This window comes from Streptomyces sp. NPDC004667, assembly GCF_040609475.1.
In the GTDB taxonomy this organism is placed as follows: Bacteria; Actinomycetota; Actinomycetes; order Streptomycetales; family Streptomycetaceae; genus Streptomyces.
The window spans coordinates 1-25,681 of record NZ_JBEXKC010000057.1 but is presented as its reverse complement, the minus strand read 5'-3'; the positions used below and the strand labels follow the sequence as shown (position 1 = coordinate 25,681).

General features: G+C 73.1%; 21 protein-coding genes and 1 tRNA gene. 16 read left to right on the top strand and 6 right to left on the bottom strand.

Features of this window, described 5'->3' with window-relative positions; all coding sequences use genetic code 11:
• Nucleotides 1-45 precede the first annotated feature (45 nt).
• Both ABZW32_RS27120 and ABZW32_RS27115 read left to right on the top strand, forming a co-directional pair.
• Nucleotides 46-119, top strand: a tRNA-Ala gene (locus tag ABZW32_RS27120).
• A 224-nt stretch (nt 120-343) separates the two neighbouring features.
• Nucleotides 344-1,669, top strand: coding sequence for a CoA transferase (locus ABZW32_RS27115; RefSeq protein WP_356220457.1), 1,326 nt, complete (start codon nt 344-346; stop codon nt 1,667-1,669).
• 77 nt (nt 1,670-1,746) lie between these two features.
• Here the strand turns inward: ABZW32_RS27115 and ABZW32_RS27110 are convergent, their stop codons facing one another.
• Complete coding sequence (locus ABZW32_RS27110) at nt 1,747-2,241, bottom strand: GNAT family N-acetyltransferase (protein WP_356220455.1); 495 nt, start codon at nt 2,239-2,241, stop codon at nt 1,747-1,749.
• Nucleotides 2,242-2,279: 38 nt separating this feature from the next.
• On the opposite strand from ABZW32_RS27110, the gene ABZW32_RS27105 reads away from it, so the two are divergent.
• The gene (locus ABZW32_RS27105; protein WP_356220452.1) at nt 2,280-3,083 is read left to right on the top strand and encodes an exodeoxyribonuclease III; all 804 of its coding nucleotides are present in this window, start codon (nt 2,280-2,282) and stop codon (nt 3,081-3,083) included.
• On the opposite strand, the gene ABZW32_RS27100 is transcribed toward ABZW32_RS27105, so the two are convergent.
• A complete protein-coding gene (locus ABZW32_RS27100) occupies nt 3,065-3,781 on the bottom strand; it encodes a MerR family transcriptional regulator (RefSeq protein ID WP_356220521.1) in 717 nt (238 codons plus the stop codon). The two genes, ABZW32_RS27105 and ABZW32_RS27100, sit on opposite strands and share 19 nt — an antisense overlap.
• Before the next feature lie 182 nt (nt 3,782-3,963).
• Between ABZW32_RS27100 and ABZW32_RS27095 the strand changes: the two genes are divergently transcribed.
• The 4 genes from ABZW32_RS27095 to ABZW32_RS27080 all read left to right on the top strand — a co-directional run bounded on the left by ABZW32_RS27095 (nt 3,964) and on the right by ABZW32_RS27080 (nt 7,660).
• The gene (locus tag ABZW32_RS27095; RefSeq protein WP_356220519.1) at nt 3,964-5,595 is read left to right on the top strand and encodes an NAD(P)/FAD-dependent oxidoreductase; all 1,632 of its coding nucleotides are present in this window, start codon (nt 3,964-3,966) and stop codon (nt 5,593-5,595) included.
• Nucleotides 5,592-6,518, top strand: coding sequence for an alpha/beta hydrolase (locus ABZW32_RS27090; RefSeq protein ID WP_356220450.1), 927 nt, complete (start codon nt 5,592-5,594; stop codon nt 6,516-6,518). The genes ABZW32_RS27095 and ABZW32_RS27090 overlap by 4 nt, the downstream gene beginning before the upstream one ends.
• Nucleotides 6,515-7,399 (top strand): SDR family oxidoreductase, encoded by an 885-nt coding sequence (locus tag ABZW32_RS27085; protein ID WP_356220448.1) that lies wholly within the window; start codon nt 6,515-6,517, stop codon nt 7,397-7,399. The genes ABZW32_RS27090 and ABZW32_RS27085 overlap by 4 nt, the downstream gene beginning before the upstream one ends.
• 75 nt (nt 7,400-7,474) lie before the next feature.
• Nucleotides 7,475-7,660 carry a hypothetical protein gene (locus tag ABZW32_RS27080; RefSeq protein ID WP_356220446.1) on the top strand — a complete coding sequence of 62 codons (186 nt, stop codon included), beginning with the start codon at nt 7,475-7,477 and terminating at the stop codon, nt 7,658-7,660.
• A 117-nt stretch (nt 7,661-7,777) separates the two neighbouring features.
• Here ABZW32_RS27080 and ABZW32_RS27075 read toward each other — a convergent pair whose 3' ends face one another.
• A complete protein-coding gene (locus tag ABZW32_RS27075; protein ID WP_356220443.1) occupies nt 7,778-11,062 on the bottom strand; it encodes a S41 family peptidase in 3,285 nt (1,094 codons plus the stop codon).
• Nucleotides 11,063-11,241: 179 nt separating this feature from the next.
• On the opposite strand from ABZW32_RS27075, the gene ABZW32_RS27070 reads away from it, so the two are divergent.
• A complete protein-coding gene (locus ABZW32_RS27070; RefSeq protein WP_356220517.1) occupies nt 11,242-11,820 on the top strand; it encodes a TetR/AcrR family transcriptional regulator in 579 nt (192 codons plus the stop codon).
• Between the two features lie 168 nt (nt 11,821-11,988).
• Nucleotides 11,989-14,193 carry an MMPL family transporter gene (locus ABZW32_RS27065; protein ID WP_356220440.1) on the top strand — a complete coding sequence of 735 codons (2,205 nt, stop codon included), beginning with the start codon at nt 11,989-11,991 and terminating at the stop codon, nt 14,191-14,193.
• A 100-nt stretch (nt 14,194-14,293) separates the two neighbouring features.
• Here ABZW32_RS27065 and ABZW32_RS27060 read toward each other — a convergent pair whose 3' ends face one another.
• Nucleotides 14,294-14,746 carry an SsgA family sporulation/cell division regulator gene (locus ABZW32_RS27060; RefSeq protein ID WP_356220439.1) on the bottom strand — a complete coding sequence of 151 codons (453 nt, stop codon included), beginning with the start codon at nt 14,744-14,746 and terminating at the stop codon, nt 14,294-14,296.
• Between the two features lie 176 nt (nt 14,747-14,922).
• On the opposite strand from ABZW32_RS27060, the gene ABZW32_RS27055 reads away from it, so the two are divergent.
• From ABZW32_RS27055 to ABZW32_RS27040, 4 genes are read left to right on the top strand one after another with little or no spacing between them, the layout of a single operon-like run.
• Nucleotides 14,923-15,993 (top strand): energy-coupling factor ABC transporter permease, encoded by a 1,071-nt coding sequence (locus tag ABZW32_RS27055; protein WP_356220436.1) that lies wholly within the window; start codon nt 14,923-14,925, stop codon nt 15,991-15,993.
• Nucleotide 15,994: 1 nt separating this feature from the next.
• A complete protein-coding gene (cbiQ, locus tag ABZW32_RS27050; protein WP_356220434.1) occupies nt 15,995-16,756 on the top strand; it encodes a cobalt ECF transporter T component CbiQ in 762 nt (253 codons plus the stop codon).
• A complete protein-coding gene (locus tag ABZW32_RS27045; RefSeq protein ID WP_356220432.1) occupies nt 16,744-17,544 on the top strand; it encodes an ABC transporter ATP-binding protein in 801 nt (266 codons plus the stop codon). The genes cbiQ and ABZW32_RS27045 overlap by 13 nt, the downstream gene beginning before the upstream one ends.
• A gap of 44 nt (nt 17,545-17,588) precedes the next feature.
• Nucleotides 17,589-18,746 carry a serine hydrolase domain-containing protein gene (locus tag ABZW32_RS27040; RefSeq protein WP_356220430.1) on the top strand — a complete coding sequence of 386 codons (1,158 nt, stop codon included), beginning with the start codon at nt 17,589-17,591 and terminating at the stop codon, nt 18,744-18,746.
• 102 nt (nt 18,747-18,848) lie between these two features.
• Here the strand turns inward: ABZW32_RS27040 and ABZW32_RS27035 are convergent, their stop codons facing one another.
• Both ABZW32_RS27035 and ABZW32_RS27030 read right to left on the bottom strand, forming a co-directional pair.
• Nucleotides 18,849-20,492, bottom strand: coding sequence for a penicillin-binding transpeptidase domain-containing protein (locus ABZW32_RS27035; RefSeq protein ID WP_356220427.1), 1,644 nt, complete (start codon nt 20,490-20,492; stop codon nt 18,849-18,851).
• Nucleotides 20,493-20,662: 170 nt separating this feature from the next.
• Nucleotides 20,663-22,429: a phospholipid carrier-dependent glycosyltransferase gene (locus ABZW32_RS27030; RefSeq protein WP_356220424.1), complete on the bottom strand. Its 1,767-nt coding sequence runs from the start codon at nt 22,427-22,429 to the stop codon at nt 20,663-20,665.
• Nucleotides 22,430-22,570: 141 nt separating this feature from the next.
• Here ABZW32_RS27030 and rsmI point away from each other — a divergent pair, with 141 nt between their 5' ends.
• The 3 genes from rsmI (at nt 22,571) to ABZW32_RS27015 (ending at nt 25,023) form a co-directional block, all read left to right on the top strand.
• Nucleotides 22,571-23,470, top strand: a complete 900-nt coding sequence (gene rsmI / locus ABZW32_RS27025) for a 16S rRNA (cytidine(1402)-2'-O)-methyltransferase (protein WP_356220422.1) — start codon at nt 22,571-22,573, stop codon at nt 23,468-23,470.
• 265 nt (nt 23,471-23,735) lie between these two features.
• Entirely contained in the window at nt 23,736-24,125 is a 390-nt protein-coding gene (locus ABZW32_RS27020) for a hypothetical protein (protein WP_356220514.1), read from the top strand.
• A 10-nt stretch (nt 24,126-24,135) separates the two neighbouring features.
• Nucleotides 24,136-25,023: a TatD family hydrolase gene (locus ABZW32_RS27015; protein WP_356220419.1), complete on the top strand. Its 888-nt coding sequence runs from the start codon at nt 24,136-24,138 to the stop codon at nt 25,021-25,023.
• Nucleotides 25,024-25,681: the final 658 nt, after the last annotated feature.

The window sequence follows — 25,681 nt, the reverse complement described above, 5'->3', positions numbered from 1 at the left end:
TTTTGGAGCACCCGCCCGGGGATGCTAATGTTTCACACGTCGCAAGGGCCTGTGGCGCAGTCTGGTAGCGCACCTCGTTCGCATCGAGGGGGTCTGGGGTTCAAATCCCCACAGGTCCACAGACGACAGTTCGCGGGTTGCTCCCGTGGACGTCACGAGATCCCGTCCGGTCGGAAGACCGGGCGGGATCTCGGCGTTTGTGGGCCCGTTGGCGAGGACGCGGTTTCGGTGACGCTGGTCGACGGCCGAACGCCCGCACCGGGCGGGCGGGTGGCCGGCCCGGCGGGGCGTTTCGCGGCGGCTTCCCTGATCTTCCGTCCCGCGCCGGGCCCACAATGGCCGGATGCGGAGTTTTGACGGTGCGACAGGGCAGGCGTGGGTGGCGCTCGGCGGGGTGGCCGGCGAGGCGGAGCGGGTGCGGTACCGGGGGTCCGGCGGCTGGGAGGGGCCCCTGCCGGTAAGGGAGTTGGCGCGGGCCTGCGTGGGGGTGTGCGGGCTCGCGGCGGCGGAGCTGGGCGCCGTACGGGCCGGGGGCACGGGCCGGGACGCGGGGCCGGTGGTGGTGGACGAGGGGGCCGTGGCGACCGCGTTCGTCAGTGAGAGGCACCTGCGGGTGGACGGCCGGGCGCCGGTCTCCTTCGCGCCGCTGTCCGGGTTCTGGCGGACCACCGACGGATGGGTGCGGACCCACGCCAACTACCCCCACCACGAAGCCGCCCTGGTACGGGCCCTGGGCGTGCCCGCCGCCCCGGAGGCGGTGCGCGGGGCGCTCGCGGCGCGGAGCGCCGTGGAGGTGCAGGAACTGGTCCATGCCGAGGGCGGGCTGGCCGTCGCGGTGGCGCGGGAGTACGGGGAGCCGCTGCCGCTGGTGGAAACCGTACGGAGTTCCGGGCGCGGGCGGGTACTGGAGCCGGCGGCGCTGCCCGCGGCCGGGGTACGGGTGCTCGACCTGACCCGGGTCATCGCCGGACCGGTCGCCACCCGGACCCTCGGGGTACTCGGAGCGGACGTGCTGCGGATCGACCCGCCCGGGTTGCCCGAGTCCGACGACGCGTACGCCGACACCGGGTTCGGGAAGCGGTCCGCGCTGCTGGACCTCGCGCGGGCGGACGGCCGGGCCGTGCTGGAGGGGCTGCTCGGCGAGGCCGACGTGGTGGTGTCCGGGTACCGGCCGGGGGCGCTGGAACGGTTCGGGCTGGGCGGTGCGGAGCTGCTCGCCCGGTGGCCCGGCCTGGTGGTGGCGGAGCTGTGCGCCTGGGGGTGGAACGGGCCGTGGGCGGCGCGGCGCGGCTTCGACTCGCTGGTTCAGGCCGGGTACGGGATCGCCGCCGCGTGCGGCGAGGACGGCCGGCCGGGGGTGCTGCCGGCGCAGGCGCTGGACCACGGCACGGGGTACCTGATGGCGGCCGGCGTACTGCGGGCGCTCGCGGAGGGCGGTGGGCGGCTGCTGCGGTTCTCCCTCGCGGGGACGGCGTCGTGGCTGGTCCGGGATGTGCCGAAGGGCGAGGGCGGGGACGGGGACGGGGGTGCGGGGTACACGGCGGAGCCGTGGCTGCGGGAGGCGGCGTCCGGGTACGGGGTGCTGCGACACGCCGCCAGTCCCTTCGGGGAGTGGGGGCGGGGGCCTTCGCGGTGGGGGACCGACACGGCCGAATGGCTCCGCCGGTAGCGACCCCGGGCCCCGGCCCCCCGGGCCCCCGCACTTCGAGCGCAGGCGGGGCCGGAGGGGCGGAGGGGGCGTCCCCGTCAGGGAAGCAGCGGCTTTGTCATGCAGCGGCTGTTCTCGTGGAAGCGGTAGTAGCCGAACTTCTCCGACATGGAGTACCCCGACGAGAGGTACAGCGCGATCGCCTCCGGCTGCTGGTCGCCCGTTTCGAGGACCATGCGGGTGCGGCCCGCCGCGCGGGCGTCCGCTTCGAGTTCCGCCAGGATGCGGCGGGCCAGGCCCGTGCCCCGGGCCTGCGGGACCACGTACATGCGCTTGATCTCGGCGTCGCCGTCCGAGTAACCCTCGTCACTGTGGTCCTGGCGGCGCCAGCCACCGCTCGCCACCGGGGCGTCCGAGGCGTCGTAGGCGAGGAGGTACAGACCGATCGGCGGGACGAACATCGCCGGGTCGAGGAAGGTGGCGTCGCCCTCGCCCTGGTAGCGCGTCCGGTACTCGACCTGGACCTGGGCATCGAGCTCGACCGCGTCCGCGTGGTCGTACGGCACGGCGCGGAGGTTTATACCGTGAGACATTTGAATATCGTACGGAACCATCCCGCTATGGTGCAGGGATGCTCACCGTGACCTCCGTGAATGTGAATGGGATCCGCGCCGCCGCCAAGAAGGGCTTCGTGGAGTGGCTCGCCGGATCCGACGCCGACGTCGTGTGCCTCCAGGAGGTACGCGCCGAGGAGGGGCAGATTCCGGACGGGGTCAGGGAGCCCGAGGGCTGGCACACCGTGTTCGCGCCGGCCGCCGCCAAGGGCCGGGCCGGGGTCGCGCTGTACACGCGGCGGGCGCCGGAGCGGGTGCGGGTCGGCTTCGGGAGCGGCGAGTTCGACGGCAGCGGCCGGTACCTGGAGATCGATCTCCCCGGCGTGACCGTGGCGAGCCTGTACCTGCCCTCCGGGGAGGCCGGGACCGAGAAGCAGGACGAGAAGTACCGGTTCATGGAGGAGTTCCTCCCCTACCTCCCGGGGCTGAGGGAGCGGGCGGCCGCCGACGGGCGGGAGGTCGTGGTGTGCGGTGACTGGAACATCTGCCACCGGGAGGCCGACCTCAAGAACTGGAAGACGAACCGGAAGAACGCGGGCTTCCTGCCCGAGGAGCGGGAGTGGCTCGGAAAGGTGTACGCGGAGGCCGGGTACGTGGACGTGGTGCGCGCCCTGCACCCGGACGCCGAGGGGCCGTACTCCTGGTGGTCCTACCGCGGGCGGGCCTTCGACAACGACGCCGGCTGGCGCATCGACCTGCAGGTCGCGACCCCGGGGCTGGCCGGCAAGGCCGTGAAGGCCTTCGTCGAGCGGGCCGAGACGCACCCCGAGCGCTGGTCCGACCACGCGCCCGTGACCGTGGTCTACGAACTCGGCGTCTGAGGGGCCGGGGCCGGGGTCCGGCGCTGGTGCAGGCGGTCCATCGCCATCGTGAGTTCCGCCTCCACCACGCTCTTCGCCAGCGGGCGCAGGCGTGTGACCGGGTCGTCGGCGGTGCCGGTGCCGGTGCCGTCGCCGAGGTGGGTGGAGATCAGGTCGGTGAACAGGGCCGCCAGGGCGTCCGCGTGCTCGCGCACCCGGCGGCCCGTCTCCAGGACGGCCGCGAGCGGGACGCCCTCGCGGACCAGCGCCGAGGAGACGTCCAGCAGGCGGCGGCTGACGTGCACGATCTCCTCGCCGTCGGCGGCGACGTAGCCGAGGTCCAGGGACGCGGCGAGGTTCTCCGGGGTGACCTCGCCCTCGAAGTAGTCGGCCAGGGCCTCGGGGGTCAGCCGGACAGGGGTCTCCTCCGACCAGCCGATGCCGAGCAGCTCGCCGAGCTGGCCGACGTCGCGGCCCTGCTCGAAGGCGGCGGTCAGCTCCGCTATGCCGCCGAGGGTGTGACCGCGCTCCAGCAGGGCGGCGATGGTGCGCAGCCGGGCCAGGTGCTGGTCGTCGTACCAGGCGATCCGGCCCTCGCGGCGCGGGGGCGGGAGCAGTTTGCGCTCGCGGTAGAAGCGCAGGGTGCGGACGGGTATGCCGGCCGCCTCGGCCAGTTCCTCCGTCCGGTATTCGCGCACTGTGCTCCCTGACTCGGCCATAGGGTTCTCCGCCACACGCGCAGCCTAGGGCGTACCCGCAGTAACTTTCCGGGTGCGACCCCTACCCATGGGTACGGGGCTGCTCTACCCTCCCGATTGTGCCAGTGATTGCTGGCAGTGTTGCGGTGTGGTGGCTGGGACTGCGGAAGCGGAAGGCGGCGGGCATGGGCGGCATCGACGGCATGGGCGGACGCGAGCACGTACGGGTGGCGGTGATCGGGTCCGGTTTCGGCGGGCTCGGGGCAGCCGTACGGCTGCGGCGCGAGGGGATCACGGACTTCGTCGTCCTGGAGCGGGCCGACTCCGTCGGCGGCACCTGGCGCGACAACAGCTATCCGGGATGCGCCTGCGACGTCCCGTCCCACCTGTACTCCTTCTCCTTCGCGCCCAATCCCGACTGGCCGCGGACCTTCTCCGGGCAGCCGGCGATCCGGGAGTACCTGGAACACGTCGCGGACGTCTTCGGACTGCGCCGGCACATCCGGCTGAACCACGAGGTCCGGATGATGCGCTGGGACGCCGACGAGCTGCGCTGGGAGATCGAGACCGCCGGCGGGGACCTGACGGCCGACGTCGTCGTCTCGGCCACCGGGCCGCTGTCCGACCCGAAGATGCCGGAGATACCGGGACTCGCGGAGTTCCCCGGCAAGGTCTTCCACTCGGCCCGCTGGGACCACGACTACGACCTGCGGGGCAAGCGCGTCGCCATGATCGGGACCGGCGCCTCGGCCATCCAGATCGTGCCCGCCATCGCGCCCGAGGTGGAGCGGCTCACCCTCTTCCAGCGGACCCCACCGTGGGTGATGCCGCGCACCGACCGGGCGATCAGCGCGGTGGAGCGCTGGCTCCACCGCCAGCTCCCCTTCACCCGGGCGGCGCGGCGCGGGCTGCTGTGGGGGATCCGTGAGCTCCAGGTCAGCGCGTTCACCAAGCGGCCGAACCAGCTCGGGCTGATCGAGTCCCTGGCCAAGGCCAACATGGCGCGCTCGATCAAGGATCCGCAGCTGCGGGCCAGGCTGACGCCCTCGTACCGGATCGGCTGCAAGCGGATCCTGCTCTCCAGCGAGTACTATCCGGCGCTCGCCCGGCCGGACGTGGACCTGGTCGCCTCCGGGCTGAAGGAGATCCGGGGCTCGGTGCTCGTCGCCGCGGACGGGACCGAGACCGAGGTCGACGCGATCATCTTCGGCACCGGCTTCCACGTGACGGACATGCCGATCGCCGACCGGGTGGTGGGCGCCGAAGGGAAGACGCTGGCCGACGCCTGGAAGGACGGGATGCAGGCGCTGCGCGGGGCGACCGCCGCCGGCTTCCCGAACTGGATGACGATCATCGGGCCCAACACGGGCCTCGGGAACAGCTCGATGATCCTGATGATCGAGTCGCAGCTGAACTACATGGCGGACTACATGCGCCAGCTCGGCGTCCTGGGCGGGCGGACCGCGCTCGCGGCCCGGCCGTCCGCGGTCAACCAGTGGAACCGGCGCGTCCAGGCACGGATGGAGCGGACGGTGTGGAACACCGGCGGCTGCACGAGCTGGTACCTGGACGCGCAGGGCCGCAACACCACCGTCTGGCCGGGGACGACGGGCGAGTTCCGCAAGGAGACGCGGAGCGTCGACCTGTCCGAGTACGAGGTCATCCGCGGCCGGGAGCGGGTGTCCGCGAAGGCCGGCGCCGGGGAGGCCGGTGCCGGTGAGGCCGGCTCCGCGAAGGCCGGGCCCGGAGACGCCGCCGCGAAGACCGCCGCCGCGAAGGCCGGTTCCGCGAAGGCCGGTTCCGCGAAGGCCGGTGCCGGGGAGGCGGCGGCATGAGCGGGCCCGCGCACGTCACCGCCGGGCGGTACGCGCCCCCCGCCCCGGCCCGCACCCTGAACGCCGTCTCCGCCGACGGGGCGCGCCTGCACGTCGAGGTGCACGGCGCCGAAGGGGCCCCGGCCGTGGTGCTGTCCCACGGCTGGACCTGCTCCACCGCCTTCTGGGCCGCCCAGATACGCGAACTGGCCCGGGACCACCGGGTCGTCGTCTACGACCAGCGCGGCCACGGCCGCAGCCCGGCCGGAGCGAAGACGTACAGCACCACCGCCCTCGCCGACGACCTCGTCGCCGTGCTGAAGGCGACCCTCGCCCCCGGCGAGCGGGCCGTCGTCGCGGGGCACTCCATGGGCGGCATGACCGTGATGGCCTCCGCCGGCCGCCCCGAGTTCGCCGAGCACGCCGCGGCCGCCCTGCTGTGCAGCACCGGGAGTTCCGGGCTGGTCGAGGGGTCCACCGTGCTGCCGCTGCCCCCCGGGCGCCTGCGGACCCGGCTGACCCGCGCGGTGCTGGGCTCGCGCGCCCCCCTCGGGCCCGTCACGCCCGCCGCGCGCGCCGTGCTCCGGTACGCGACCATGGGCCCCGGCTCCGCGCCGGACCGGGTCGAGGCCTGTGCCCGTATCGTCCACGGCTGCCCCACGGCGGTGCGCCACGCCTGGTCGGTGGTGCTGGCCGGCCTGGACCTGGACGAGGGGCTCGCCCGGCTGACCCTGCCCACCGCCGTGCTCGCCGGCCGCGACGACCGGCTCACCCCGGTGGCGCACGCCCGCGGGCTGGCGGCCGCGCTGCCGAGGTGCGTCGGCCTGACCGAACTCACCGGCATGGGCCACATGACCCCGGTCGAGGCGCCCGAGGCCGTGACCGGCGCGATCCGCGAACTGACGTCCCGCTACCTGGAAACCGAGAAGGAGAAGACCGCGTGAGCGCTCACAGGAGTCTGGAAGGCCAGGTCGCCGTCGTCACCGGAGCCGCCCGCGGCGTCGGTGAGCTGCTCGCCCGCAAGCTGTCCGCGCGCGGGGCGAAGGTGGCGCTGGTCGGGCTGGAGCCGGAGGCGCTCAAGGAGGTCTCCGAGCGGCTGCACACCGACAGCGACCACTGGTACGCCGACGTCACCGACCACGAGGCGATGGCCCGGGTGGCGCGGGAGGTCAAGGAGCGCTTCGGGAAGGTGGACGTCGTCGTCGCCAACGCGGGCGTCGCCGCCGGCGGGCCGTTCGCCGACTCCGACCCCGAGGCCTGGCGCCGTGTGATCGAGGTCAACCTGATCGGCGGGGCCGTCACCGCCCGCGCCTTCCTCCCCGTACTCGTGGAGAGCCGCGGCTACTTCCTCCAGATCGCCTCGCTCGCCGCGATCACCCCGGCGCCGATGATGACGGCGTACTGCGCCTCCAAGTCCGGGGTCGAGGCCTTCGCCCACTGCCTGCGCGCCGAAGTCGGCTACCAGGGCGTCAAGGTGGGCGTCGGCTACCTGTCCTGGACCGACACCGACATGGTCCGCGGCGCCGACGAGAACGAGGTCATGCGGGAACTGCGCCGGCGGCTGCCGTGGCCCGCCAACCGCACCTACCCGCTGGGCCCGGCCGTCGACCGGATCGTGGCCGGCATCGAGCGCCGCTCGGCGCACGTGTACGCGCAGGGGTGGCTGCGCGGGATGCAGGGCGTGCGCGGCTACCTGCCCGGGATCATCGCGGCGTCCGGAGCGCGCGAGATGAGGCGGTTCGCACCGAGGCTCGCCTCGGTCTCCAAGGGGCTCGTGGGTGCGGGCGGGGCCGCCGACGAGCAGGCGCGCACGCAGCGTCACTGATCGAAATGCGAGGGATGTCCGCCCGTGAAAGTCTGGGCGAGGCCCACCACCGACACCCCTCATGGAGTGAAGAGCATGGCTATCAAGGACCAGTTCCAGGACAAGGCGGACGAGCTCGAGAGCAGGGCGCAGAAGGCGGCCCGGCCCGGTGCGAAGGACCCGTCGCCCGAGCGCGGGCAGCAGCCCGGCGGGAAGAAGCCCGGTGCCAAGCAGAAGGCGCCCAAGGTGCACGACGAGCTCGACGACAACTGGGACATCTGAACCGGCGCACGAAGGCGTACGAAGGCGTACGAAGAAGTACGAGGACGTACGAGGACGTACGAAGGGGCGCGATCCGGCACCGTCGCCGGGTCGCGCCCCCTTCGTGCGTCCCGCCGGTTACCGGGGCGGCAGTTTCGGCCGCCGCAGGTCCGGTACGTCCGCGTACCCGGGCGGTACCGCGGCCGGGTCCTGCTCCAGCAGTTCCAGCGCCAGGTGCACTGCGTCGTCCAGCTGCGCGTACCGCCCCTCCGCCCAGTCGAGCGGGGTGCGCAGGATCGCCAGGTCCGGCTCCACGCCGTGGTTCTCCACCGACCAGCCGTACTCCGGGAACCACGCGGCGTTCATCGGCACGGTGATGACGGTGCCGTCGCCCAGGGTGTGCCGGCCGGTCATGCCGACGACCCCGCCCCAGGTGCGTTGGCCCACCACCGGGCCCAGGCCCAGCAGTTTGAAGGCCGCGGTGATCATGTCCCCGTCGGAGGAGGTCGCCTCGTCGGCGAGGGCGACGATCGGGCCGCGGGGTGCGTTGGAGGCGTAGGAGACGGGCTGGGCGTTGCGGGTCAGGTCCCAGCCGAGGATGGAGCGGGTGAGCTTCTCCACCACCAGTTCGCTGATGTGCCCGCCCGCGTTGCCGCGGACGTCGACGATCAGGGCGGGCCGGGAGACCTCCAGGCGCAGGTCCCGGTTGAACTGGGCCCAGCCGGAGCCGCCCATGTCGGGGATGTGCAGGTAGCCGCAGCGGCCCCCGCTGATCTCGCGGACCACGGCGCGCCGTTTGGAGACCCAGTCCTGGTAGCGCAGCGGCCGTTCGTCGACGAGGGGGACGATCGCGACCCGGCGGGCCCGGCCCTCGCCCTCGGCGGGCTGGAAGGTGAGTTCGACGGTGGTGCCCCCGGCCGCCGCGAGCAGCGGGTAGGGGCCGGCCACGGGGTCCACGGGCCGGCCGTCGACGTGGGTGAGGACGGCGCCCTCGCGGATGCCCGTTCCGGCGAGCGGGGAGCGGGCCTTGGAGTCGGAGGACTCGCCGGGCAGGATTCGCGAGACGGCCCAGGTCCCGTCCCGGCAGACCAGGTTGGCGCCGAGGAGTCCGATGGGCCGCTGGTAGTGCGGCGGGCCCTCGTTGCGGCGTGCGGGGGAGACGTAGGCGTGGGAGGTGCCGAGTTCGCCGAGGACCTCGCGCAGCAGGTCGGCGAACTCGTCGGGGGAGGCGACCCGTTCGACCAGGGGGCGGTACTGGCGCAGTACCCCGTCCCAGTCGATGCCGCACATGTCCGGTTCCCAGAAGTACGCGCGGATGAGCCGGCCGGCCTCCTCGAAGGCCTGGCGCCACTCGGCGGCCGGGTCCACCTCGTGCAGGATGCGCCGCAGGTCGAGGTAGACGGTGGAGTCGCCGTCGCCGGATTCGGTGGCGGGGACCGCGCGCAGGTCGCCGTCGTCGTTGACGACGAGGCGGGTGCCGTCGCCGCTGGCCGCGAACCAGTCCAGTCCGGAGGCCAGTTCGCTCTTGCGCGCCTTGGTGATGTCGAAGTGCTCCAGGGTCGGCTTGCCGCTGGTGTCGGCCGGGTTGGCGAAGGTCTCGCCGAGCGCGCCCGAGATGGGCCAGCGCAGCCAGACCAGTCCGCCGCCGTGCACCGGGTGGAGGGCCGAGTACTTCGACGCGCTCACGGGGAAGGGGGTGACCCGGCTCTCCAGGCCCTCGACCTCCACGGTCACCGAGCCGTCGCCCTCGCCGCTCTCCCCCTCGACGGGGTCGAGCCCGCCCGCGGCGGGGCGGCCGTCGGCGGAGAGGGCGAAGGGGGAGGGGGTGGCCGAGGAGAGCGGCACCAGGTAGGGGCGGCAGCCCAGGGGGAAGGACAGGTCGCCGGTGTGGACGTCGTAGACGGGGTCGAAGCCGCGCCAGGACAGGAAGGCGAGGTAGCGGCCGTCGCGGGTGAAGATCGGGTTCTCGTCCTCGAAGCGGCCGTTGGTGACGTCGACGATCGCGCGCGGGCCGGGTCCGGCGATCTTCGCCATCTTGATCTGCCGCAGGGAGCGGCCGATGCCGGGGTGCGACCAGGTCAGCCAGCAGCCGTCGGGGGAGAAGGCGAGGTCGGTGACGGGTCCGTTGATGGACCGGATGAGTTCGGTGACCTCCCCGTTGGACTCCTCCGTCGCGTCGAGGAGCAGCAGCCGTCCGTCGTTCGAGGCGATGGCGAGGCGCTCCCCGTCCGGGTCGGACAGCAGTTCCAGTACGCGGCCCAGCTCGCCGGAGGCCAGCCGGCGGGGTTCGCGTTCCCCGGAGGCGCGGGGGAGGTAGGCGATCTCGATCGCGTCCTCGCCCTCGGCGTCGGTGACGTAGGCGACCTGTCCGCCGCTGCCGAGCATCTCGGGCAGCCGGACCCGTACGCCCGGGGTGTCGGCGATGGTGCGGGCCGGGCCGTCGCGGTGGGTGAGCCAGTACAGGCTGCCGCGCACGACGACGGCGCTGGCGCGGCCGGTGGCGTCGACGGAGAGGGAGTCGACGTTGCTGGCGGCCGGGACCTGGTAGACGCGCCGGCCGGCGCGCGGGCCGCCGAGGCGGACGTCCAGCCGGCGGGGCGTGCTGTCGGCGTCGAGGGAGTCGACGAGCCAGAGGTCGCCCGCGCACTGGTAGACGACGCGGGTGCCGTCGCTGGAGGCGTGCCGGGCGTAGAACGCGTCGTGGTCGGTGTGGCGGCGCAGGCCGGTGCCGTCGGGGAGGCAGGAGTAGAGGTTGCCGATGCCCTCGTGGTCGGAGAGGAAGGCGATGCGGCCGTTGACGAACATGGGCGAGTCGAGGTGGCCCTCGATGTCCTCCAGCAGCCGTTGTCCGTGCAGCCACAGGCGTCCGGTGGCGCCGCCGCGGTAGCGCTTCCAGGCGGCGGGCTCGTGCGGGGGTTTTCCGGTGAGGAGCAGGCTGCGGCGTTCGCCGCCGGGGCCGTCGGGGGCGTGGACGGCGATGTCGGAGACGGGACCCCAGGGGAGGCGGCCGCCGGGGCTGCCGTCGGTGGGCAGGCTGTAGGCCCAGGCGAAGTAGGAGAAGGGCTGGCCGTGGGAGGACACGGCCAGGATGTCGCTGCGGCCCTCCTCGTCGGGCGGGGTCCAGCCGCAGACGCGGGTGTCGGTGGCACCCCAGTGGGTGAGGCGGCGGGCGGGTCCGCCGCCGACGGGGGCGAGGTGGATCTCGGGGTCGAGGCTGCGCCAGGTCGTGAAGGCGATGTGCCCTCCGTCCGGGGAGAAGCGGGGATGGCCGACCCTGGTCCGGTCGACGGTGATCCGCCAGGCGCGGCCGGGGCTGCGGCCGTCGGGGACCAGGGGGGCGACCCAGAGGTCGTCCTCGGTGGCGAAACACAGCAGATCGTCGTGCAGGTGCGGGAAGCGGAGGTACGCGACGTCGTGACTCACCCCCCAATGCTTTCCGCGGCAGGGGGGTGCGGCAACTCGTACAGGTGATCCACCTCACTCCCCCATCGAAACGGAACGGTTTCGTTTCGTTAGGGAGGGGGGTAGGCTTCGTGGAGTACGAAACGGTTTCGTTCGGATGGGTGGTCGTGATGAAGGGAAGCTGCCGGGTGGCCGACGCCATGTCGGTTCGGCGCAGCCGGATCACCCCCGAACGCGAGGCCGAACTCCACGGGGCGGTCCTCGACCTCCTGCGCGAGGTCGGCTACGAGGCGCTGACCATGGACGCGGTCGCCGCCCGTACGAAGTCCAGCAAGGCCACCCTCTACCGCCAGTGGGGGAGCAAGCCGGAGCTGGTCGCCCAGGCGATGCGGTGCACCCAGCCGGTCTCCCTGCGGGAGATCGACACGGGCACCCTGCGCGGCGACTTCGCGCTCATGGTCGAGCGTTCGGACGACGCGCAGATGGCCAAGGACACCGCGCTCATGCGGGGTCTGGCCCATGCCGTGCACGAGAGCCCGGAGCTCCACAGGGCGCTGCGCGACCTGCTGGTGGACCCGGAGATCAACGGTCTCCAGGAGATGCTCCGGCGCGCGGTGGCGCGGGGCGAGATCCGGCCGGACTGTCCGGCGCTGGACTTCGTTCCGCACATGCTCATCGGGGCGTTCATCGCCCTCCCGCTGATCGAGGACCGGTCCGTGGACCGGGCCTTCCTCGGAGAGTTCGTCGACGCCGTGGTCTTCCCCGCCCTCGGCGTCTGAGTCCCCGCTCGGCGCGCGCCCACCCGTTCCGCCCGTTCCGCCCTTCCCCGTACACCCGCACACGTACTTCCCGCTGCTCCTGACACGCCGCTCTCGTCGTCGGGCCGGCTTTCGACGCCCTGATCCGTCCCGGATCCATCCCACGACCTGAAACGGGAGAACCACGACGTGGCCACCTTCCTCTACCGGCTCGGCCGAGGTGCCTTCAGGCGCCGCGGCCTCGTCGCCCTCGTCTGGGTGGCGCTGCTGTTCGCGGCCGTCTTCGGCGCCGCGACCGCTTCGGCGCCCACCTCCGGCTCCTTCTCGATACCCGGGACGGAGGCCCAGAAGGCCTTCGACCTGCTGGACCAGAAGTTCCCGGGCATGTCCGCCGACGGCGCGACCGCCCGCATCGTCGTCAAGGCCCCGGCGGGCGCCAAGGTCACCGACCCGGCGCCCAAGGCCGAGGTCGAGAAGCTCATCTCGGACCTGAAGGGCGGCGCCGGCGCCGACCAGATCGCCAGTGTCGAGGACCCGTACCAGACGAAGGCGGTGAGCCAGGACGGCTCCACCACCTACGTCAGCGTGAAGTACAAGGTCAGCGGGATGGAGCTGAAGGACGACACCCGCGACGCCCTCAAGGACTCCGGCCACGCCGCGCAGAAGGCCGGACTGCAGGTCGAGATCGGCGGCGACGCGCTGATGGAGGCCCCCGAGACGGGCTCCGGCGAGGTCATCGGCATCCTGATCGCCGCGGTCGTCCTCGTCATCACCTTCGGTTCGCTGATCGCGGCCGGGCTGCCGCTGCTGACCGCCCTGATCGGCGTGGGCATCGGCGTCTCCTCCATCACCGCGCTCGCCAACGTGCTGGACCTGGGCAACACCACCTCCACCCTCGCGATGATGATCGGCCTCGCGGTCGGCATCGACTACGCCCTCTTCATCGTCTCCCGCTACCGCGCGGAGCTCGCCGAGGGCCGCGAGCGTGACGAGGCCGCCGGCCGGGCCACCGGAACTGCCGGTTCCGCGGTGGTGTTCGCCGGTCTGACCGTGGTCATCGCCCTGGTGGGCCTGGCCGTCGTCAACATCCCGATGCTGACGAAGATGGGTGTCGCGGCCGCCGGAACGGTCGTCATCGCGGTGCTCGTCGCCCTGACCCTGGTCCCCGCCATCCTGGGCTTCGCGGGCAGGAAGGTGCTGCCCGCCGGGACGAAGAGCAAGCTCTTCGGCAAGGGCAAGCCGGCCGGCACCGAGCCCAAGGCCAACGGCGGCACCCGCTGGGCCCGCTTCGTGCTGCGCCGCCCGATCATGGTCCTGCTGGTCGGTGTGATCGGCCTCGGCGCGGTCGCGATCCCGGCGAGCAAGCTGGAGATGGGCCTGCCGGACGACGGCTCCAAGCCGGTCTCCACCAGCCAGCGCAAGGCGTACGACCTGCTCTCCGAGGGCTTCGGCCCCGGCTTCAACGGTCCGCTGATGGTGGTCGTCGACGGCGACAAGGCGCTCGCCGACAAGACCGCCGACCGGATCAAGGGCCTGGACGGGGTGGCGGTCGTGATGCCGCCGGTCCAGAACGAGGCCAAGGACGCGGCGATCGTCAGCGTCATCCCGAAGGACCGGCCGTCCTCCGTCAAGACCGAGGACCTCGTCCACTCGATCCGCGAGGGCGACCCCGAGGGCGTGTACGTCAGCGGCCAGACCGCGATGAACATCGACTTCTCGCAGAAGATGAACGACGCGCTGCTGCCCTACCTGGCGCTCGTGGTCGGCCTGGCCTTCCTGCTGCTGATGCTGGTCTTCCGCTCGATCCTGGTCCCGCTCAAGGCGGCCCTCGGCTTCCTGCTGTCGGTCGTCGCGGCCCTCGGCGCGGTCGTCGCGGTCTTCCAGTGGGGCTGGCTCGGCTCGCTGTTCGGGGTGGAGCAGACCGGCCCGATCATGTCGATGATGCCGATCTTCATGGTGGGCGTGGTCTTCGGCCTGGCGATGGACTACGAGGTCTTCCTGGTCACCCGGATGCGTGAGGCGTACGTCCACGGCGAGCGTCCCGGCCAGGCCGTGGTCACCGGCTTCCAGTACAGCGCCCGCGTGGTCGTGGCCGCCGCCGTGATCATGATCGCCGTCTTCTCCGGCTTCCTGGGGGCCAGCGACGCGATGGTCAAGATGATCGGCTTCGGCCTGGCCGTCGCCGTCCTCTTCGACGCCTTCGTGGTCCGCATGGCCATCGTTCCGGCGGTGCTGGCGCTGCTCGGCCACAAGGCCTGGTGGCTGCCGAAGTGGCTCGACCGGATCCTGCCGAACGTGGACGTGGAGGGCGAGAGCCTGCGCAAGCACCTCGGCGACGCCGGCTCCGGCTCCGCGGAGGGTCCGGACAAGGACCGCGAGCTGGTCAACGCCTGACCGGCCGACGCCGTCGAACCCGGCCCCGCACCTGGACTCCAGGTGCGGGGCCGGTCGCGTCTCGTCCCGTCCGCCGTCATGCCGTCGCGCGGCGTCGGGTCTACCGGGTGGTGGCGGCGTACGTGCGGCGCAGGAAGCGGCGCAGCGCGGCGATGTCGAACTGGATGACGGCCACTCCCTCGGGAGAGTGAAACTCGACCACGGCCTGCACCCGGCCGCAGGGCCACACGCGGACGTCCCCGGTCCCGGTCGGGGCCAGCAGGCCCGCCTCCAGGAGGGCGCGGGGGAAGACCCACTCGTTGTCGGTGTCCTCCGGGGACAGCTCGGCGGGGAAGACGACGCGGACGGCGAGCGGCTCGGCGGAGGTGAAGCGCAGGGCCACGGGGATGGCGCGGTAGAGGGGGTCGTCGCTGATGACGCGGGCGCGCACGCGCATCTCGACGGCCTGGGCGGAAGCGGGCGGGGCCGGCGGCGCGGTCGCGGTCGCCGTCGCGGTGGCGGTCCCGGCGGCCCCGGCGGTGCGGCCCGGTGGATTCTCGGCGGTGGCTGACATCGACAAGACTCCTCAAAATCGGAGCAAATGAGTCCGTTTGTCCGTCCAGCGTCGCACATTCCCACGAAAGCGCGCGGGTCCATTTGTGACGGAGCCGCTCTTGCCAACCATTTGCAACTGGGCACTATTCTTGAACGGTTAAAGACTTAGTGAGGAAGAGGAAGCGGAGCCGCTCCATGCATGTGCCCGACGGATTCATCAACGCACCCGTCTCGGTGGCCGCCGGAGCAGTGGCCGCCACCGCCGTCGCCGTCAGCCTGCGCGGCGCCCGCCGCGAACTCGACGAACGCACCGCCCCGCTCGCCGGCCTCGTCGCCGCCTTCATCTTCGCCGTCCAGATGCTGAACTTCCCCGTCGCGGCCGGCACCAGCGGCCACCTGCTGGGAGGGGCGCTCGCCGCCATACTCGTCGGCCCCTACACGGGCGTCCTCTGCGTCTCCGTCGTCCTGCTCATGCAGGGCATCCTCTTCGCCGACGGCGGCCTGACCGCCCTCGGCGTCAACATCTCCAACATGGCCGTCGTCACCGTGGTCGTCGCCTACGCCGTCTTCCGCGGGCTGCTCAAGGTGCTGCCGGCCGGCCGCCGCTCGGTCACCGTCGCGGCCTTCGCCGGAGCGCTGCTCTCGGTGCCCGGCGCGGCCGTCATGTTCACCCTCTTCTACGCCCTCGGCGGCACCACCGACGTCCCGATCGGCAAGGTGTTCACCGCGATGGTGGGCGTGCACGTCCTCATCGGCATCGGCGAGGCCGTCATCACCGCCGCGACCGTGGGCGCCGTCATCGCCGTACGGCCCGACCTGGTGCACGGGGCGCGCGGACTGGCCGCCCCGCTGAAGCTGCGCGTCGACGGTCGACTTGTCGACGCGCCCGCCGCGCCCGCGTCGGCCGCCGCCCCCGTGCCCGCCGCCGCCCGCTCCACCCGCCCGCTGTGGATCAGCGGCCTGGTCACCGCCCTCGTCCTCGCCGGGTTCGTCTCCTACTACGCCTCCTCCAGCCCCGACGGCCTGGAGAAGGTGGCCGCCGACCAGGGCATCGACGCCAAGGCCCGGGAACACGCCGCCGCGGGCTCCCCGCTCGCCGACTACAGCGTCAAGGACGTCTCCGACGCCCGCCTCTCCGGCGGCCTCGCCGGGATCATCGGCGTCGGCGTGACCGTCGTCGTGGGCACCGGCATCTTCTGGTCCGTGCGCCGGCGCCGCGCGGAAGACCTCACCGCCACCGCCCCGGCCGCCCCCTCGGCCCACTGACATGGGGGCCGGCCACGCGCACAGGCTGTACCGGCACGGGCACTCGCCCGTCCACGGGCTGCCGCCGCACTGCAAGATCGCCGCGACCTTCGCGTTCGTGGTCGTCGTCGTCTCCACCCCGCGCGAGGCGATGTGGGCCTTCGGCCTCTACGCCGTCCTGCTCGCGGTCGTCGCGGCGGCGGCCCGGGTCCCCGCCGGCTTCCTGCTGCGACGGCTGCTGATCGAGGTCCCCTTCGTGGCCTTCGCCGTCCTCATGCCCTTCGTCGCCGAGGGCGAGCAGGTCCACGTCCTCGGCCTCTCGCTGAGCGTCTCCGGTCTGTGGGGCGCGTGGAACGTCCTGGCCAAGGGCACCCTCGGCGTGGCCGCCTCCGTCCTGCTCGCCTCGACGACCGAACTGCGCGCCCTGCTGCTGGGCCTCCAGCGCCTCAAGCTCCCGCCGCTGCTGGTCCAGATCGCCTCCTTCATGATCCGGTACGGCGACGTGATCAGCGGAGAGCTGCGCCGGATGTCCATCGCCCGCCGCTCGCGCGGCTTCGAGGCCCGGGGCGTGCGCCACTGGGGCGTCCTCGCCAAAACGGCCGGCGCCCTCTTCATCCGCTCCTACGAACGCGGCGAGCGGGTCTACCTCGCGATGGTCAGCCGCGGCTACACCGGCTCGATGCCGGTGATCGACGACGTCACGGCCAGCCGCGCCCAGTGGGCCTACGCGGCCGTGCTCCCGGTGACGGCCCTCGCCGTCTGTCTGATGGGATGGACGCTGTGACCGCTCCCTCCGCCCCCGCCTCCGCCTCCGCTTCCGCGTCGCCCCCGCCCTCCCTGGAGGTGGCCGGCGTCGCCTACGCCTACCCCGACGGGCACCAGGCCCTCTTCGGCGTCGACCTCACCGTCGCCGCCGGGGAGCGGGTCGCCCTGCTCGGCCCCAACGGCGCAGGCAAGACCACCCTCGTGCTCCACCTCAACGGCATCCTCGGCGGCGGGGTCGGCACCGTGACCGTCGCCGGGCTGCCCGTGGACAAGCGCAACCTCGCCGAGATCCGCCGCCGCGTCGGCATCGTCTTCCAGGACCCCGACGACCAGCTCTTCATGCCGACCGTCCGCGAGGACGTGGCCTTCGGCCCGGCGGCGGCCGGCCTGCGCGGCGCCGAACTGGAGGAGCGGGTCCGCGAGGCCCTCGAACTGGTCGGCATGGCCGACTTCGCCGACCGCCCGCCGCACCACCTCTCCTTCGGGCAGCGCCGCCGGGTGGCGGTGGCGACCGTACTGGCGATGCGCCCCGAGATCCTCGTCCTGGACGAGCCCTCCTCCAACCTCGACCCCGCCTCGCGCCGCGAGCTCGCCGACATCCTGCGCTCGCTGGACGTGACCGTGCTGATGGTCACCCACGACCTGCCGTACGCGCTGGAACTCTGCCCGCGCTCGGTGATCCTCAGCGAGGGCGTCATCGCCGCCGACGGCCGCACCCGCGACCTGCTGTGCGACGAGGCCCTGATGGGCGCCCACCGGCTGGAGCTGCCCTTCGGCTTCGACCCGCGCTCGGTGACCGTGGCATAAGCGGACCGTGGCATAAGCGCCGGCCTGCGGTTGTTGCCCCGGACGTGAACATCCAGGGTGTGGTGACCGAGGGCTTCGAGCCCGTCAGAGACGCCTTCGCGCGCAATTTCGAGGTGCTCGGGGACCGGGGCGCGGCCGTCGCCGTCTACCGCGACGGCCGCAAGGTCGTCGACCTGTGGGGCGGCACCAAGGACGCCGACGGCACCGAGCCCTGGACCGAGGACACCGCGCAGATCGTGCGCTCCGCCACCAAGGGCGTGGCCGCCGCCGTGCCGCTGCTCCTGCACCAGCGCGGACTGCTGGACCTGGACGCGCCCGTGGGCTCGTACTGGCCGGAGTTCAAGGCGGGCGGCAAGGAACGGACCCTGGTCCGCCACCTGCTCGCCCACCAGGCCGGGGTGCCCGCGCTGGACCGCGGACTCACCGTCGCGCAGGCGGTGGACGGGGTCACCGGCGCGCGCGCCGTCGCCGCCCAGCGGGCCCACTGGGAACCGGGCACCGCGCACGGCTACCACGCCCAGACCTTCAGCTGGCTGGTGTCCGAGCTGGTGCTGCGGGCGACCGGCCGCACGGTGGGCGGGATCCTCGCCGAGGAGATCGCCGAGCCGCTGGGACTGGACTTCTGGATCGGCCTGCCGGAGGAGCAGGAGCACCGGGTGGGCCGGGTGGCTCCGGTCGAGCCCCCGGCGAGTGCGGGCCTGCTGAAGACCCGGCCCAGGAGAAACGTTTCGGAGGCCTACGCGGACCCGGAGTCCCTCACCCGCCGCGCCTTCGCCGCCATCGACCCCCAGCCCGACGAGAACGACCCCGTGTACCGGGCCGCCGAACTGCCCGGCTCCGCGGGCATCGGCACGGCCCGCGCACTGGCGCGCTTCTACGGGGCCACCATCGGGGTGGTCGAGGACGGCGCCCGCGTCTTCACCCCGGCGACGACCGCGCTCGCCGGTACGGAGTTCGCCTCCGGCGCCGACCGGGTGCTGGTGGTGGGCACCCGCTTCGGCCCGGGGTACATGCTGCACGGCCCGGCCTCGCCGCTGCTGTCCCCGGCCTCCTTCGGCCACCCGGGACGGGGCGGCTCACTGGCGTTCGCGGACCCGGAGGCGGGCATCGGCTTCGGCTACGTGACGAACTCCCACGCCAAGTCGGTCACCGCCGACCCCCGCGCCCAGTCCCTGGTCCGCGCGCTGCGCACCTGCCTGTGACCGCGGCGGGACGGTGACCTGCGGGAGCCTGTGATCCCGCCGGGACGGTCACCTGCGCGGGCCCGTGATCTCCACGGGCCCGCGACCCCGTCGGGCGGCGCGTCAGGAGTTCAGGACCTGGGCGACGATGGGGCCCGCCGCGTCGGCGCCGTGGCCGCCGCCCTCGACCATCGCCGCGGCGGCCACGTCACCGCTGAAGCCGGTGAACCAGCTGTCGGGGGCGGCCGCGCCGTCGACCTCCGCCGAGCCGGTCTTCGCGCCCTTGTCGGAGCCGTGGACCGAGGACATCGCCCCCGCGGCGGTGCCGCCGGTGGCGGTCTGCCGCATCATCTGGACCAGCTGCGCCGAGACCCCGGGCGCCAGCCGGCGCGAGGCCGTGGCCAGGGTGCGCCCGTCCAGGGAGGCCTTGACGAGCACCGGCTGTCGGAACACGCCGGTGCGGGCCGTGGCCGTGATGGAGGCGATGTTCAGCGGGTTCATCTGGACCGCGCCCTGGCCGATGTACTCGGCCGCCGCCGCGGAACCGGAGGTCACCGGAACCGTCCCGTCCTGCGAGGGGACGCCCGTCTTCCAGTCCAGCCCGATGCCGAAGGCCTCCCGGGCCACGGCCGGCAGGGCGCCGTTGTCCTTCACATCGTCGATCAGGCTGATGAAGGCGGTGTTGCAGGATCGGGCGAAGCTGTTCGAGAAGGGCTGCCCCTGCGTGGAGAAGCCGCCCTGGTTGCGGAAGACCTTGCCGTCCCAGGAGGCCGTGGCCGGGCAGGCCGCGGGCCGGTCCGCGGCCACCAGGCCCTTCTCCAGCAGCATCGCCGCCGTCACGATCTTCAGGGTGGAGCCGGGCGCCCGCTTGCCCTGCATCGCCGCGTTGAATCCGTCCCGGCGGTGGTTGGCCACCGCCAGGATGTCGCCGGTGCTCGGCTGGACCGCGACGACCGAGGCCTCGGCGTGGGCGGCGACCGCCTTCTCGGCCGCCGCCTGCACGTCGGCGTCCAGGACGGTCTCGATCTGTCCGGGCTTCCCCTCGACCAGCGTCACGAGGGTCCGCTTGGGGGCGTCGGGGCCGGCGGGTTCGATCCACAGCTCGACGCCGGGGGTGCCGCCGGTCTTCTCCCCGTACGTCTTGCGCAGCGCGTCCAGGACCGGGCCCAGCGACGGGTAGCGCTCCGCCGTGAGTTCCTTGCCGTGGCGGTCCACGGCCTTCACCGGCGGGCTCGCCGGGGTGCCCGCGCGCAGCCGCTCGTCGCGCTGGAGCTGGGGGTGGATCACCGAGGGCTGCCAGTCGACGAGCGGCTTGCCGGTGGTCGCCCCGCGTACGACGGTCAGCCGGGAGTCGTAGACGAGGGGCTTGGTCGCGCCCTGGTAGGAGACCTCGGCCTCCACCTTGAAGGGAACGGTGGTGCCCTCGGGCGTGCCGGGGGTGATGACGGCCTTGGAGACGTACGCGGCCTTGCGGTAGTCGGCGACCGCCGACTGCGCGGCCTGCGTGTTGTTCGTCAGTCCGGCCGCCGCCTGGTCGTCGCCAGCCGCCCACGCGGCCAGGAAGGCCCGCGCGGTCTCCGCGGTCTCCTTCTCGGTGACGGGCCCGCTCGCCTTCTGTCCGGCCGGCGCGCTGCCGCTCATCGACCCCTTGGCGTCGCCGCCCCCGGCCCCCTCGTCCCCGACCAGGCTGTAGACCCCGTACGCGGTGCCGCCGACCATGGCGAGAAACACCCCGCCGACGATGGCGCCCTTCGCTGCCCCGTTCATGCGTCCCCTCCCCAGGAACCCCCGTTCTCTGAACACGTTCAAAGAACTCCTGGTGTGGACCTTACGCTGTGCGAGCGTGCCGCCACGCTGTTGTTCATCGGAACGGGATGTCGCACGCGTCACACGGTGAACACGGCGACACCGGCGAACGCGGCGACACGGCGAACGCGCTAGATCCAGGTGTCCAGCCACATGCGGCCGCGCCAGGAGTCCATCGGCAGGGTGCCGCCGGTGTAGATCGGCCAGAAGTAGATGAAGTTCCAGATGATCAGCAGGACGAGGACGCCCGCTCCGATCGCGCCCAGGGCGCGGCGGCGTTCGGTGGAGCCCGCCGGGCCCAGGAGGGCACCGATCATCATCGCCACCGCCAGGCACAGGTACGGGACGAAGACCACCGCGTAGAAGTAGAAGATGGTCCGCTCCTGGTAGTTGAACCAGGGCAGCAGGCCGGCGCCCAGCGCGCACGCGATGGCGCCCGCACGCCAGTCGCGGCGGAAGAACCACCGCCACAGCACGTACAGCAGTGCGAAGCAGCCCGCCCACCACAGCAGCGGGGTGCCCAGGGCCAGGACCTCGCGGGCGCACTTGCCCGCCTCGGTCGCCGGGCAGCCGTCGGTGCCGGGGGAGGGGGACTCGTAGAAGTAGGAGACGGGCCGGCCCAGGACCAGCCAGCTCCACGGGTTCGACTCGTAGGTGTGGCCCGAGGTCAGGCCCACGTGGAACTTGTAGACCTCGGTCTCGTAGTGCCACAGGCTGCGCAGCCACTCCGGGAGGAAGGACAGGGAGCTGTTCTGGTCGTACTTGGCGGCCCAGTCGCGGAAGTAGCCGCCCTTGCCGTTGTCCGGGCTCAGGATCCAGCCCGCCCAGGAGGCCAGGTACACGCCGATCGCCACCGGCACCGTCGACAGGAAGGCCGGCAGCGCGTCCCGGCGCAGCATCGCCGCGTACGGGGTGCCCGCGCCGGCGGTGCGGCGGGCGGCCGCGTCCCACAGCACGGTCAGCACGCCGAAGAAGGCCAGCACCACCAGGCCGTTCCACTTGGTGCCGAAGGCCAGGCCCAGGCAGACGCCGGCCAGCAGCCGGTACGGGCGCAGGCCCAGCCGCAGGTTCCGCGCGATGTCCCGGTCGGGGCGGGCCCGGCCCTCCTCGTCGAGCGGGAGCGCCGCCGCGAGCCGGGCACGGGCCTTGTCGCGGTCGATGACCAGCGCCCCGAAGGCCGCCAGTACGAAGAACATGAGGACGAGGTCGAGGAGGGCCGTGCGGCTCATCACCAGGTGCAGGCCGTCCACCGCGAGCAGCGCGCCGGCCAGGCAGCCGAGGAAGGTGGAGCGGAACAGCCGGCGGCCGATCCGGCAGAGCATCAGCACCGACAGGGTGCCGAGCACGGCCGTCATGAACCGCCAGCCGAACGGGTCGAAGCCGAACATCCACTCGCCGAGCCCGATCACCCATTTGCCGACCGGCGGGTGCACGACGTAGCCGGGGTCCAGGGGGAGCGGCACGGCGTCGGGATTCGCGAGGATCGACTTGTCGACATCCTTGGGCCAACTGGCTTCGTAGCCCTGGCGGATCGTCGCCCAGGCGTCCTTGGCGTAGTACGTCTCGTCGAATATCACCGCCTTCGGGCTGCCCAGGTGCACGAACCGCAGCACCCCGGCCACCAGCGTCACCAGCAGCGGCCCGGCCCACCCCATGAACCGCTGCCAGCCGTGTCGGCTCGCCTCCGGGACCCCGAGCGCCGTCCAGAGCTGCCCGGACGGGCGGGCGTACGGGGGCACCAGGCGGGTGCGGACGTCGGCGGGCGGCGCGGCCGGCGTGTAGCCGAAGCCCCGCAGGCGGCGCAGCCAGGGGGACGGCTCGGGCGCGGAGTCGCCCGCGCCCGGCGGGACGGGCGGGGCCCCCGCGGGGCTGGGCGGCGGCGTCGCGGTACTGGTCACCGGGTCATCGTAGGGAACGCCCCTGTGGAGCCCCAGCCCCCACGTGGGTCGGGACGTGCGAAGTCGGTCCGGAGCGGGTGCGTCGCGCGGGGCGGACGGGAGGGCCCGGAGCCGTGCCGGGACCGATGAGAAGATGGCGGGGTGACAGCTGAACAGGCCCGCGGTACCGAAGCCACCTCCCCGACCGACGGCGTGCTCGTCCTCGCCGGGACCCCCATCGGGGACCTCGCCGACGCCCCGCCCCGGCTCGGTGCCGAGCTGGAGCGGGCCGATGTGATCGCCGCCGAGGACACCCGGCGGCTGCGCCGGCTGACGCAGGGGCTCGGCGTGCACACCACCGGGCGGGTGCTGTCGTACTTCGAGGGCAACGAGTCCGCCCGGACCCCGGAGCTCGTCGAGGCCCTGGAGGCCGGCAAGCGGGTGCTGCTGGTGACGGACGCCGGGATGCCCTCGGTCTCCGACCCCGGCTACCGGCTGGTCGCCGCCGCCGTCGAGAAGGACATCAAGGTCACGGCCGTACCCGGGCCGTCCGCCGTGCTCACCGCGCTCGCGCTGTCCGGGCTGCCGGTGGACCGCTTCTGCTTCGAGGGGTTCCTGCCGCGCAAGGCGGGCGAGCGCCTGGGCCGGCTGCGCGAGGTCGAGGGCGAGCGGCGCACGCTCGTCTACTTCGAGGCCCCGCACCGGCTCGACGACACCCTGGCGGCGATGGCCGAGGTGTTCGGCGCGGACCGGCGGGCCGCCGTCTGCCGCGAGCTGACCAAGACCTACGAGGAGGTCAAGCGCGGCGGGCTCGGCGCCCTCGCGCTGTGGGCGGCCGACGGGGTCCGCGGGGAGATCACCATCGTGGTCGAGGGCGCCCCGGCGGCCGTACCGGGCGACGTGGACGCCGAGGAGCTGGTGCGGCGGGTGCGGGTGCGCGAGGAGGCGGGGGAGCGCCGCAAGGAGGCCATCGCGGCGGTCGCGGCAGAGGCGGGACTACCCAAGCGCGAGGTCTTCGACGCGGTCGTCGCGGCAAAGAATGCGACTCGAAAGATGCCGTAGGTCGGTAAAGAGCCGGCCTGAAAAGCAAAGCTCAGACCGTGCACCGGCGACTTTTGGCATGACTGGCCCAAAGACGGTCCAACACTGGACAGGGTCTGATGCGCTCCCGCCCGAAGAGGCGTCCACTGGCAATGGCACCAGTGGAACAAGAGGAGCTGGCATGAGTGAGATCGCAGACACCCCGGTACCCGCACCCCTGGCCGTATCGGACGCCGTATCCACACCTGCCGTACAGACCGTGCACGAGGCGTACTCCTTCGCGTGCATGAAGTGCGGGTACGGGTGGGAGCAGGCCTACGCGATAGAACACCACGTCGACGGCACGGGTCAGCCGTTCATCATGTACACGGTCAACGGCGAGCGGGTGCCCTCCCCGCTGTCCAATCCCACCTGCCTGAACTGTGGCGGGCACGTCGTACGGATCATGCGGGCGGGGCAGGTCTCCTCGGTGCTCGGCATGCTCGACCAGCTCTACCACCACCGCGTCGCACCCGGGATCGCCGGGCCGGTGCCGGCCGGCGCCGACGTCCCGCGGACCCCGAAGCCGCGCAGGCACGCACGGCCGCACGACACCCCCGGGCCGGTCGGGGCCGACGCGCCGGAGCGGCGCCGGAGCTGGTTCTCCCGTCTGCTGGGGCGTCTGCGCCGGTCATAAGATCGGCCGTATGACACGCGATGACAAGACGGGGGCGAAGGACACGCCGCCACCGCTGCCCGAACCGCTCCGGGTGGCGGTGGCGGATTCGCACACCCACCTCGACATGCAGGCCGGCACGGTCGAGGAGGGCCTGGCGAAGGCGGCTTCCGTGGGGGTGACCACGGTCATCCAGGTGGGCTGCGACGTGAAGGGCTCGCGGTGGGCCGCCGAGACCGCCGCCGTCCACCCGAACGTCCACGCGGCGGTGGCCCTGCACCCGAACGAAGCCCCCCGGATCGTCCACGGCGACCCGGACGGCTGGTCCCGCCAGGGCGCGCGGACCGGCGGCGGCGAGGCGGCCCTCGACGCGGCCCTGGCCGAGATCGAGGCGCTGGCCGCGCTGGACCACGTCAAGGCGGTCGGCGAGACCGGACTCGACTACTTCCGCACCGGGCCGGAGGGGATGGCGGCGCAGGAGCGTTCCTTCCGGGCGCACATCGAGATCGCCAAGCGGCAGGGCAAGGCGCTGGTCATCCACGACCGCGACGCCCACGCGGACGTGCTGCGCGTGCTGCGGGAGGAGGGTGCGCCCGAGCGGACCGTCTTCCACTGCTACTCGGGCGACGCCGAGATGGCCCGCGAGTGCGCGGCCGCCGGGTACTACATGTCCTTCGCCGGAACCGTCACCTTCAAGAACGCCGCGCCGCTGCGCGAGGCCCTGGCCGTGGCCCCGCTGGAGCTGGTGCTGGTGGAGACCGACGCCCCGTACCTCACTCCGGCGCCCTACCGCGGGCGGCCCAACGCGCCGTACCTCATTCCGCTGACGGTGCGGGCGATGGCCGCGGTGCGCGGCATCGACGAGGACGCGATGGCCACGGCGCTGGCCGCCAATACGGCGCGCGCCTTCGACTACTGACACGACTGACCGCTGACGCGACTGACACACCTGTTCGTCCGACACGCTGCGTGGTCGAACGGCTTTGGTGCGTGACGGCCGCTCCCGCTAGGGTGCCGTGCCCGAACCAGCCGGGGCCGGACCAGTGGAGCGAGCGACGTGAGCGATACGCAGGGCAGTCACCGCCGTACCCCCTGGCCGGACCCCGCCCCGGCCGGCGCGCCCGAGGGGCCCGCGGGGCCCGCGGGGGCGGGTCCGGGGCCCGGAGCGGTACCCGGCCGGGCATCCCGGGACGGCCGGACCTTCGAGGCCGGTCGGGCCTCCGACGCCGGCGCCGGCTTCGGCCCGGTCCCCGTCCCCGGCTCAAGCTTCGGCTTCGGCCCGGTTCCCGGCTCCGGCCCTGGCCCCGTTCCCGGCTCAAGCTTCGGCTTCGGCCCGGTTCCCGGCTCCGGCCCTGGCCCCGTTCCCGGCTCAAGCTTCGGCTTCGGCCCGGTCCCGGGTTCCGGCCCTGGCTTCGGCCCCGTCCCCGGCCCAAGCTCTGGCTCCGGGGCCGACTCCGGATACAACTCGGGCCCCGGCCCCGGCCCCGTTTCCCACCTCGGGGCCGAGGCCGGGGTGCCCGCTCCCCGGGGCGGGGGTGAGGGGCGGCGGGCCGGGCGGCGGCGCAAGGGGGCCGACC